Origin of the sequence: Hyalangium sp., assembly GCF_035629615.1 — a bacterium.
Lineage (GTDB): Bacteria > Myxococcota > Myxococcia > Myxococcales > Myxococcaceae > Hyalangium.
The window spans coordinates 1-9,536 of the sequence record NZ_DASPHO010000085.1; the positions used below are offsets into that span (position 1 = coordinate 1).

At 69.2% G+C, this 9,536-nt stretch carries 8 protein-coding genes; 4 read left to right on the forward strand and 4 right to left on the reverse strand.

Annotated elements, in window-relative coordinates; translation table 11 throughout:
* On the reverse strand, positions 1-2,621 hold a 2,621-nt coding region (locus VD972_RS03740; protein WP_324980843.1), incomplete at its 3' end, for a serine/threonine-protein kinase.
* Positions 2,622-2,883: 262 nt separating this feature from the next.
* Here VD972_RS03740 and VD972_RS03745 point away from each other — a divergent pair.
* The 4 genes from VD972_RS03745 to VD972_RS03760 all read left to right on the forward strand — a co-directional run bounded on the left by VD972_RS03745 (position 2,884) and on the right by VD972_RS03760 (position 6,635).
* The gene (locus VD972_RS03745; protein WP_324980846.1) at positions 2,884-4,041 is read left to right on the forward strand and encodes a hypothetical protein; all 1,158 of its coding nucleotides are present in this window, start codon (positions 2,884-2,886) and stop codon (positions 4,039-4,041) included.
* Positions 4,042-4,056: 15 nt separating this feature from the next.
* Entirely contained in the window at positions 4,057-5,061 is a 1,005-nt protein-coding gene (locus tag VD972_RS03750; RefSeq protein WP_324980849.1) for a HEAT repeat domain-containing protein, read from the forward strand.
* 48 nt (positions 5,062-5,109) lie between these two features.
* Positions 5,110-5,634, forward strand: coding sequence for a hypothetical protein (locus tag VD972_RS03755; RefSeq protein ID WP_324980852.1), 525 nt, complete (start codon positions 5,110-5,112; stop codon positions 5,632-5,634).
* A 125-nt stretch (positions 5,635-5,759) separates the two neighbouring features.
* The gene (locus VD972_RS03760; RefSeq protein WP_324980854.1) at positions 5,760-6,635 is read left to right on the forward strand and encodes a DUF4261 domain-containing protein; all 876 of its coding nucleotides are present in this window, start codon (positions 5,760-5,762) and stop codon (positions 6,633-6,635) included.
* Between the two features lie 24 nt (positions 6,636-6,659).
* On the opposite strand, the gene VD972_RS03765 is transcribed toward VD972_RS03760, so the two are convergent.
* The 3 genes from VD972_RS03765 to VD972_RS03775 form a co-directional block, all read right to left on the reverse strand.
* Positions 6,660-8,243 carry a serine/threonine-protein kinase gene (locus tag VD972_RS03765; RefSeq protein ID WP_324980856.1) on the reverse strand — a complete coding sequence of 528 codons (1,584 nt, stop codon included), beginning with the start codon at positions 8,241-8,243 and terminating at the stop codon, positions 6,660-6,662.
* Positions 8,244-8,600: 357 nt separating this feature from the next.
* A complete protein-coding gene (locus VD972_RS03770) occupies positions 8,601-8,792 on the reverse strand; it encodes a hypothetical protein (RefSeq protein ID WP_324980859.1) in 192 nt (63 codons plus the stop codon).
* A 53-nt stretch (positions 8,793-8,845) separates the two neighbouring features.
* The coding region (locus tag VD972_RS03775; RefSeq protein WP_324980862.1) for a hypothetical protein at positions 8,846-9,536 on the reverse strand (691 nt) is incomplete at its 5' end.

Below are 9,536 nucleotides of genomic sequence, written 5' to 3' on the forward strand. Positions count from 1 at the left end.
ATCAGGTCCCTCCGGGCCTCGGCGTGCCGGCCCGCTCGCAGGTGGACGGTGCCGAGGTACGTCAGCGACGGGGCGGCTCGCGGCGTGTCCGGGCCCAGCGCCCGCTGCACGCGCTCCAGGGCCTGCTCATGGTAGGCGCGCGCCTCCTCCAGCCGCTGGGAGTCGAAGGCCACCCACCCCAGCTCGGTGAGCGCACTGGCCGTGTTGGGGTGATCCGGCCCCTTGGTGGCCTCGAAGATGGCCAGGGCCCGCTCGAGATCCTGCTTCGCCTCCTGGAGGCGGCCCAGGCTCCGCAGGACCGAGGCGAGGTTGGTGAGCGGCGCGGCGAAGCTGGGGTGATCCGGCGCGCGAGAGGCCTCCAGCAGCGCCAGGGAGCGGCGCCAGGTGGCAATGGCCTCCTCCCGCCGTCCGAGCGTCAGCAGCTCGATGGCCAGGTTGTTGAGGCTGAGCGCGAGCGCGGGGTGCTCGGAGCCCCAGATCCGCTCTCGCACCTCCTGCACCTGGCGGTACAGCTCCAGCGCCTCCGTAGGGCGGTCCTGCCGGCTGCGGACGCGCCCCAGGCCGGAGAGGAAGTAGGAGGTGCGCAGGCTGTCCGGGCCGGTGGTCTCCCGCGCGAGCACCAGGCCCGCCGAGTACTGCGCGTCCGCCTGCTCCAGCTTGCCCTGCGTCAGCAGCAACCCGCCCATCCTCAGGTGCAGATCCGTGGCGATGGCGGGGAAGCGCTCCCGCCCGAGCCGCTCCACCGCCGCCTGGGCGTGCTGGACGATCCGCTCCACATCCCCCGCGCGCGCCTGCTGCTCTCCCACCACCCAGATGAGGAGGATCCACACGCGCGCGGTCGTCTCGTCATCACGCCCGGCCTCGGCGGCCCACAGCGCCTTGTAGAGGATCTCCTCCGCCTCCTTGAGCTTGCCGGCGAGCCCGTGGAGGTGGCCATGCAGCACGAGCACCTCCGCCTCGAGCGGGCGGTAGTCCAGCCCCTGGATCTCCTGGAGGAGCGCCGTCGTCACCTCGATGCCCTCGGCGTGCCGTCCCGCATCCATGCGGGCCCGGCCCTCGGCCAGCTTGCGCCGCGCCGCATCCACGCGAGGCCGGAGCGCATCCGGCGGCTGCGGGCGGGTGGAGAGCGCCGGCGCCTCCTTGCAGCCCGCGAGCCCCTCGAGCGAGGCCAGCAACTGCTGCGCGTTCTGGACCGTCTGAGCGTCCGCCTTCTCCAGCAGCTCGGTGACGGCGGCGAGCTGCCACAGCCGGTTGTCGAGGCACGCGGCCGTCTGCCAGGCGGTGTCCGAGCCGCTCTCCTGCGTCGCCAGACAGGCCTCGGTGCGCAGCGCCCGCCACTGGGTGGCATGGGCATCCAGCTCCACGGAGAGCTTCTCCCAGGCCGCGGTGGCGTAGGACTTGCCCGTGGCGAGGAAGGCCGCTCGCACCCGCTCGCGCTGCTCAGGGCTCCAGGCGGCGGCGAGCTTGTCTGCCTCCTGCGCGCAGCGCACCTCATTCCGATCCGCTACGCCGTAAGCGACGGCCGCACCCAGGAGACACGCCGCGGCAGCCGTGGCGGCGACGCGGATGAGCATGCGCCGGGCCGGTGGGGCGAGCGCCTCCAGCAGGGCCTCCATGGAGGGGAAGCGCTCCTCGGGACGAGCCCGCAGCCCTCGCAGCACCGTGCGCCGCACCCGGGCGGGGACCTTCGTCTCGCGCGGGGGCGCTCGCACCTGTCCCTCGTTCACGGACCGGCGCAGCTCCACGACGCCGCTGCCCTCGAAGGGCCGCACGCCGTAGAGGGCCTCGTAGAGAGACACGCAGAAGCTGAACTGATCCGAGAGCGCATCCACTCCCTGGCCGTGGAGCTGCTCCGGTGCCATGTAGGCTGGCGTCCCCACCAGCATGCGATTCCGGGTGATCGTCGAGGCGTCCGGGTCCCACGGCGGCTCCCGCGGGGCAGGGGCGGCCCCGGCCAGGTCGACCCGGTTCGAGGGTCGCGCCAGCCCGAAGTCCGTCACCCGGGCGCGGCCATCCCGGCCAACGAGCACATTGGCGGGCTTGAAGTCGCGATGCACCAGGCCCGCGGCGTGCGCAGCCGCCAGTCCTTGCCCAGCGTCGCGGAAGACTCGCAGCACCTCGCGCCAGGGGCGTGGCTGCTCCAGCCAGTCCGCGAGCGAGGCCCCCTCCACCAGCTCCAGGGCCAGGAAGACGACATCCTCCGCGGTGCCCACGTCATGGACGGCGACGACGTTCGGGTGGGAGAGCCGGGCCAGCGCCTGCGCCTCTCTCAGCAGCCGCAGCCGCAGCTCCTCCAGCTGCCGGCCCTTGGGGCGCAGCAGCTTGAGGGCCACCTGGCGATCCAGCTGCGGATCATAGGCCGCGTACACCACCCCCATGGCCCCGTGGCCGATCCGCTCCAGCACCACGTAGCGAGAGAGGGTGGCGCCTCGGGGAAGAGTGGCTCCCCCGCTCGAGGCCTCCTCCGCGGCGTCCGCGACCGAGCCCGTGTCCGCCGCGGCCGCCAGCACGCGCTGGCAGTCGGCGCAGCTCTCCACGTGAGCCAGGATCTGCACCCGCTGCTCCTCCGGGAGGAGGCCCCCGTAGAAGTGGCTCAGCGTCATCTCGTCCGGACAGCCCATGGCTCCCCCCACGCTAGCAAGGGCCGGTTTTTCTCATGAATTACCATCGAGTCCGAAAGTCGCGTTTTCCCCATCGAGCGCCAAACCATTGGAACCACGGGTATTTTTAGTTCGAGGCCCTTGAGCTTAATCCGGTTTTTTGGTTTTTTTTGGGATGACGGCGAAGTCGGGGCCTCTTGTGGAGGCGATGAAAGCCGACCCTTCTCACCGTCCCGTTTCGTCCTCAGAGACTTCGCCCGGCCGGCCTCGGCCCCTGGGGCGCGTGTTCGCCGCGCTCGGAGGGGCCGCGGCCCTCATTCTCGGAGTGGCGCTGATCTCCAGCGGCTCCGCGGAGGCCGAGGGCCAGGGCGAGCCGCGTGAGGCTGCAACGCCAGGCGCCCAGCTCACGGACGCGGCCCGGAAGGCGGGCGCCTCCGAGCACACAGGCCAGGGCGGCGTCGAGCAAGAGCCGCCGAAGGCCCCCCGGTTCTCCAACACCACCTGCTGGGAGGAACTGGAGCGCTTCAACGACACGGTGACGCTGGAGACGTTCCGCTCCTGGTCCGCGCCTCTGCTGGGCGTGAAGGATCCACTCGTCCGCGAGTACCTCAAGGAGCGCCTCGCCGAGCTCATCGGAAATGACGAGGGCCGTGCGAGTGAGGTGCTTGGCTGGGCGCGCGAGGCCTCCCCCGCGGAGTTCAAGCTGCTCATGGCCGGCCTTCGAGGCTCTGAGGCCATGGGCAAGCCCAAGGTCGCCGCGCAGCTCACCTCGCTGGGGCTCGACGAGCGCCTCGACATCGGACGGCGCGCGGGGTTCCTGGACGAGCTGAAGGGCCTGCCCCGGCTCGAGCCGGCGGCGCTCGAGAAGCTCGCCCACTTCGCCAAGGACCCCGCCTCGGGCGAGGCCGGCTGGGTCACCACGCGCGCCATCGGCCAGGTGATGAAGGAGGACTTCCAGAAGACGGGGAACGTGAAGCCCTACCTCGACAAGCTCTTCACCATCGCCGCCGAGTCGCCGGATGAGCCGGTGCGCTACCTGGCGCTCGAGATGGAGATGCACGCGGACGCACCGCTCGACGCGCAGGCCACCGAGCGGCTGGCGAAGATCCTCAGCACCGAGGGCAGCGAGAACATCCGCCAGGTGGCGGCGCACGATCTGTCGCTGGCCCAGGACAAGGCCCAGGCGCTGGAGATCTACGCCAAGGCCTTCGAGGCCGAGCAGAACCTCTGCGTGCGGTGGGCGCTGTTCCGCTTCGCCGCGCGGGCCGCGGGCAAGGACGCGCTGCCGGTGATGGCGAACATGGCCATGACGGACTCGCGCTTCCAGGGGAACTACCAGGACTTCGAGCGGCTCTACGCGAGCGGCATCGTCGACTTCGATCGGATCTGGTTCAGCCTGCCGACCCAGGACCCTCACGGCTGCCTCGACCCAGGGCACTGAGCCCGGAGCCCTCCCATGACACGCCGAGACCTCTCTATGATGAACATGACCTCCACTCTGGTGCTCACCCTCAGCCTCCTGGCGCCGGCCGTGTCGGCCGCGGGTGAGGCCGCCTCCGCGGACGAGGCCCCCGCGCTCAGGGGCGGGCTCTGCTCGGTGGAGGGCCTGCTGGCGAAGATCCGCCGCGGGATGGGCTCGAAGTCGGAGGCCTACAAGCGCTACCTCCGCGCGCTCCTGCGCGAGTCCGCCGTCCTGCTGCCCGCCAGCGAGCTCAAGGCGGCCTTCGAGCGGGAGTACGACCCGGTCATGGTCGAGCACCTGGCGGCCGCGCTGGTGGCACGGACCGAGCGAGGCCTGGAGCCCGAGGCGATGGAGGCCGTCGCCCAGCGGGCCCTGGCAGATCGCGACCCGAGCGTCCGGGCTGCCACGATCCGGGCGATGCGCCGCACCGGCGCACTGGAGCGGACGGGGAACATGTACGAGCGCCTGGTCCGCGATCCTTCTCCCGAGGTCCGCAAGGAGGCCGCGACCAACCTCGTCGAGGACAACTTGAACGTCTACGGGGGGCGTGATGCCCGGGCGGCGGACACGGCGGTGGCGGCGGCGGCGGCCTCTTCGGATCCCCAGGTGACTGCGCAGATCCTCGGCAAGATCATGACGGGAGAGGTCGGCGCCGAGTCGGTGCGCAAGATCCAGCAGCTGCTGAGCAGCGACTCCGCCGAGGTCCGCGCTGCGGCGACCACCGCGCTCGGCGGCGTGCCTGCGGCGGAGATGGCCAGCGCGCGGGAGTCCTTGCTCGGCATGTACCGCGGCGAGCGGGATCCCGGGGTGCGCAAGGCGATGCTCGAGAGCATCGCCCGCCTGGGCTTCTCCAGCGCGGTGCCCGAGCTCCAGCGGCTGCGGAGCGTCGATCCGAGCCTCGCGCCCGAGATCGACGCATGGATTCGCGTTCTCAACATGAACCTTCAGGAGTGGAGCCTGATCCTGAGGGAGAAGCAGCGGCTGCAGCAGGCTCGGTGACAGCTCTATCCACACGGGGGTCGGTGAACCGGCCCGAGAGGAACAACAATGCGTAAGATCATGAAGACGACCTTGGCGGCACTGGCGGCACTGGCACTCATCCCGACGGCCGCGAGCGCGTACCGGGTGGGCTCTCCCTTCCCGGGCGATGTGACGGCCACCACGTATTACTCGAGCGGCTCGTTCCACGGCGCGGTGGACATCTCCAGCCGCAACGCCTGTGGCTACTGGGGTGTCGAGACGGGCCTGGTGGGCTCGATCTCCTGGAACGTGACCATCCGGACGACCACGAAGGTCTGCTACGGCAACGGGAGCGGCAACCAGAACGAGGTGAAGCACACCTTCGCGAATGGCTACACGCTGCGCCAGTGGCACTTCCTGAAGACGGCCTCCTCGTATGACCGGACCTGCGACCGCTGCCAGATCGGCGACGAGGGCGGGACGGGCAACGTCACCGGCCCCCACACCCACATGCAGTACGACAGGTCTGGCACCAACAGCACCTCGTGGTACTCGGGCACCGTCAAGGGTGAGTTCCTCGACCGTGGCGAAACCGTCGGTACGGTCGGCTAGTCCGAGCGCTCCCAGCTGACCCCCGTCACCGGCTGGGAGGCGGACCTGCGTGGCTCCGCTTCCCGGCCGGCTCGAGAACCCCGTGCCTGCCTACCTGGCAGGTGTGGTAAGCCCTGCCATCCGGCATGGGCTTGTTCGAACGTCTCTTTGGAAGGCAGAAGGCGGCCGCGGGCCCGGAGCGTGAGACGCCCCTGAGCCTTCAGCTGCTGTTCCCCGGCAGGTTGCGGCTGGATGTCAACGCGATCGCCGGGGCGCTGCATGGGTTCCACCCTTCGCTCGCCCAGGCCCGGTTCGAGGTGGACGCGTCCGCGAGCACCACGATGGGCGCGGAGGTCGGCACGGCTCGGTGGGGACGGCATGGGGTGCAGGTGGTGCTCTTCGGCATGCAGATGCCTTCTGCGGCGGTGGAGCTGTGCGTGGCACCGGCGCACTACGGGGCCGAGCTGAAGGCACAGGCCCGGGCGCATCAAGCCCACGCGCTGCTGTTCTACGCGGGAGAGGAGCAGGATCCGCTGGAGCAGTACGTGGCGCTGGCGCTGGTGGCGGTGGCGCTGGCGAAGGAGGGAGCGCTGGTGGTGCTGAACGAGAGCGCGCACACCTCTTTCCCGGCGCAGCCGCTGATCCCGGAGGAGGGTGAGGATCTGGTGGAGCTGCTGAGGACGCTGCCTCTCACCACGCTCTACGTGGGCTTCGTGAAGATGGCGGAGCCAGGGGTGGAGGGGGTGTGGATGCGGACGTACGGCGGACCGAGGATGGGGCTGCCGGATCTGGCGTGGCACGCTCGGAGCGACGACGAGGCGCGGGACACGTTCGAGCTGTTCTCGGGCTTGCTGGAGTACCTGCGACGGTCAGGGGCGAGGTTCAGCGCCGGGCACACGGCGGGGTGGGAGGAGCGCCAGGTGCGAATCCGGGCGCCTCTCAAGGGAGAGAAGAGCTTCCTCGACAGCCCTGGGCAGATGTTCGTGCTGGAGCCACAGGAGCCCGCGGGCCCGGGGCGGTGACGAACACCGCACTGGGCCGCAGAGCTACCTCTTCACGGGAGCGGAAGTCGGCTCGCGGCCGAGCGGGAAGATCGGCGCGTAACAGCCCTCCCTGAACGCGACGCCATTTCTGATGCCTTTGCAGTCATCCTGTTCGCTGACCTCTACCTTCACCCAACACCCTCCGTTGATGGCGTACTCCCCCTTGTGACAGCGGCCATTCGCGTCTGGCTTGAGCTGCCCCGGTAACGGCTTGGGCGGCACCTCCAATGCAACCCCCTTCCCCAGGGGCACTTGCACAAGGGAATGGGAGGATGTCAGCGCCGTGTCTCCCACGTAGGTAACGCCTCCATCCCGCTGCTCCTTGGGAGGAGGTCCCTGCGCCACTGTGAACTGCTCGTCGGTGCTCACAGGCTCCTTCCCTTGTGGCCACAGAACGAGAACTCCCACCAGCACCACCGCCGCCGCCAGCCAGAGCGGCCCTTGCAGGTTCCTCCTCCGCGGCCCTCTCCGCGCGACGTGCGCTGCAGCACGGACGCTCGCTTCAGCCTTCTGATGCTCCGCCTCCGCTCTCCGTGCAGCATCCGCCTCAGCGGCGAGGCGCACCACTTCCCTCTCCCTGCGGCGCGCGCGATGGCCAAGCTGTTCGGCGTCGGCCAGATCCTCGGGTGGCCACTCCTCGCTCTTCAGCGTCTCCCACTCGAACAGCTCCGCATCCGCCTCGGGCCCAGCCCGCTCGGCGACCCGCTCCATCTCCTCGGCCAATTCCTCCGGCGTGCCGCGCTCCTCTGGATTCAACGGCAACATGTGCCGGATGACGGCATCCAGAGAGGGGCCGACTCGCGGGTTCACCTCCTGCGGCGGCCGAGGACCCGTGCCCCCTGGCTGCCAGCACCTGCCCTCTTCCATGCTCGCATCCGTGAAGGGCGGATACTCGTCTGTCACCAGCCGGTAGGCCATGACTCCCAAGGCGAACACATCATCCGCAGGCCCGGCAACATAGAGCCCCAGACGGCGCCGCACCTGGCGCCGTCCGTACGCCCAGGCCTCGGGGCTGCGGTAGGCCGGAGTGCCCGGCGGCAGAGGCGAGTCGGTCAACCGCTCCGCCCCCTTGTAGTGCCCCGCTCCAAAGTCCATGAGGAACAGCCGCTCATCCGCTGGCCTCACCAGGATATTGTCTCCCTTGACGTCCCGGTGCACTCCGCCTGCCGCATGCGTGGCCTGTAGTGCTCGGGCCACCTGGGCCAGCAGCCGCAGCACCTGGCGCTGGCTGGGGTTGCGCCGCGCGGCCCACTGATACAGCGGCTCTCCTTCCACCGACTCCATCACCAGAAAGGGATAGCTGAAGCCATTGGGATGCCGCCAGTCCCCGGCGTCCAGCAACAGTGGCACATTGGGGTGTTGGATGCGCCGCAGGAGCTCCGCTTCCCGCTTGAAGCGCGCATCCCTCGGGTAGATGGCCAGCTTGAGGGCCGCCATCCCGGCCTCCTCGTGCCCCCGCCTGACAGCACGGTACACGGTGCCGTAGACACCTTGGCCTCGACAGCCCTTCACCCGCCAGTCGCCCACAGGCGTCCCATGCGGCAAGGCCCTCACGTCCGCATCTGCTTCGAGAAGCGGCGTTTCCATGTCTCGCTCCCAGCAGGCGACTTCTACCTCCGCCCGCTGGATACGAACCTACCTCGCAGGTTACGTCCTGTGCACGTGACCTGCCAAGTTTTCTGCCCTTCTGTCCAAACCATGAACTCCGGATACCCCAAGGGTGGGTCATCCGGGTGGCTGGAGCGGGTAGCCAGCGACTCGGGCTGAGGGCCCGCTGCCGGAGGAACATGGCGCGAACCTGTATGCTTGTCAGACAGGTTTTGAGAGACCGCCTCCGGCAGCGGCGGCAGCCCTTGCCCCAGACTTACACCTGGCTCGCCTCAGAGCGTGGAGGGAGCTGCGCATACTCGAACAGAGCAGGAGCGCACCTTCACAGGTGACGCACTACACGTTGGTGCCAGCACCCCGGAGCGCCTCGAGAATGCCGGGAAGGGCCGAGTGGTCGCTGTAGGGAATCACCTGGACGTTGTAGTCGCGGAGATAGCGGTCACTGTCGGTGTCACTCGCATCCTTCAACAGCACGTAGTGGCGGCGGGCCGCAGCATGGAACACCTCCGCGTTCCACTTCAGCACCATGTCGATATCAAACGGGTCATGGCCCTCCAGCGTGCGCTCATTCCCCCCGGCCCTCACGGGATGCCGCAGCCGCAGCCCGGGCAGCCCCACCGGAACCTCAGCTTCTTTTCAAGCCTCTCCCTCTCCCATCCCCCACAGCGAAGCCAGTTGTAGACATGCAACGGCAGCGCCTTCGCCTCCTGCCTCAATACATGCGAGCAAGCTTGGATGGCGCGACTTAGTTCCCTCGCCAGCTCCCGCTCCTTCTCTGGAGCCTCCACCGCAGCGCCCTTCAGGGCCTCTTCGACAGACAGCACTCCCGCCTCCTGGCACTTCTTCTCCAGGTATCCCATGTCCGTGTACAGCTCGCGGGCCTGCTCCCACTGTTCCGCTTTCAGCCAATGCGTCACACCGTGGCGCAACACATAGCCCCACCGAAAGCCTCCCTCGGCTCTACCCACCGGCCACTGGCATAGCTGCTCCGCCAGGCGCGCGTGCAGCGCCCTCGACCTCTCCGTTCCCAGCTTCGACAAGATGAAGTGCCGGAAGGACTCGTGGAAGGGCCGCCACGCCTTCTCGCTGCTCCTGGGCTCCACCTCTTCCAGCAAGAACGAGCGCGCCACCCTGAGAAATCGGTCGGGGTCTCCAAGTTCCGTCCACCCAGCCACCATCGACAGGATCGACCGCGGCAGTGCCTCACGCGCAACGGCCACCAGTCCCAGCCCCTCCTCCGCCACGCCACGAAGATCCGCCGACAGCTTCTGG

Excerpts from the sequence above, each read along its gene's own strand:
- VD972_RS03770 (WP_324980859.1), bottom strand. The coding sequence starts at position 8,792 with ATGGTGCTGAAGTGGAACGCGGAGGTGTTCCATGCTGCGGCCCGCCGC.
- VD972_RS03750 (WP_324980849.1), top strand. The coding sequence starts at position 4,057 with ATGACACGCCGAGACCTCTCTATGATGAACATGACCTCCACTCTGGTG.
- VD972_RS03765 (WP_324980856.1), bottom strand. The coding sequence starts at position 8,243 with ATGGAAACGCCGCTTCTCGAAGCAGATGCGGACGTGAGGGCCTTGCCG.
- VD972_RS03760 (WP_324980854.1), top strand. The coding sequence starts at position 5,760 with ATGGGCTTGTTCGAACGTCTCTTTGGAAGGCAGAAGGCGGCCGCGGGC.
- VD972_RS03755 (WP_324980852.1), top strand. The coding sequence starts at position 5,110 with ATGCGTAAGATCATGAAGACGACCTTGGCGGCACTGGCGGCACTGGCA.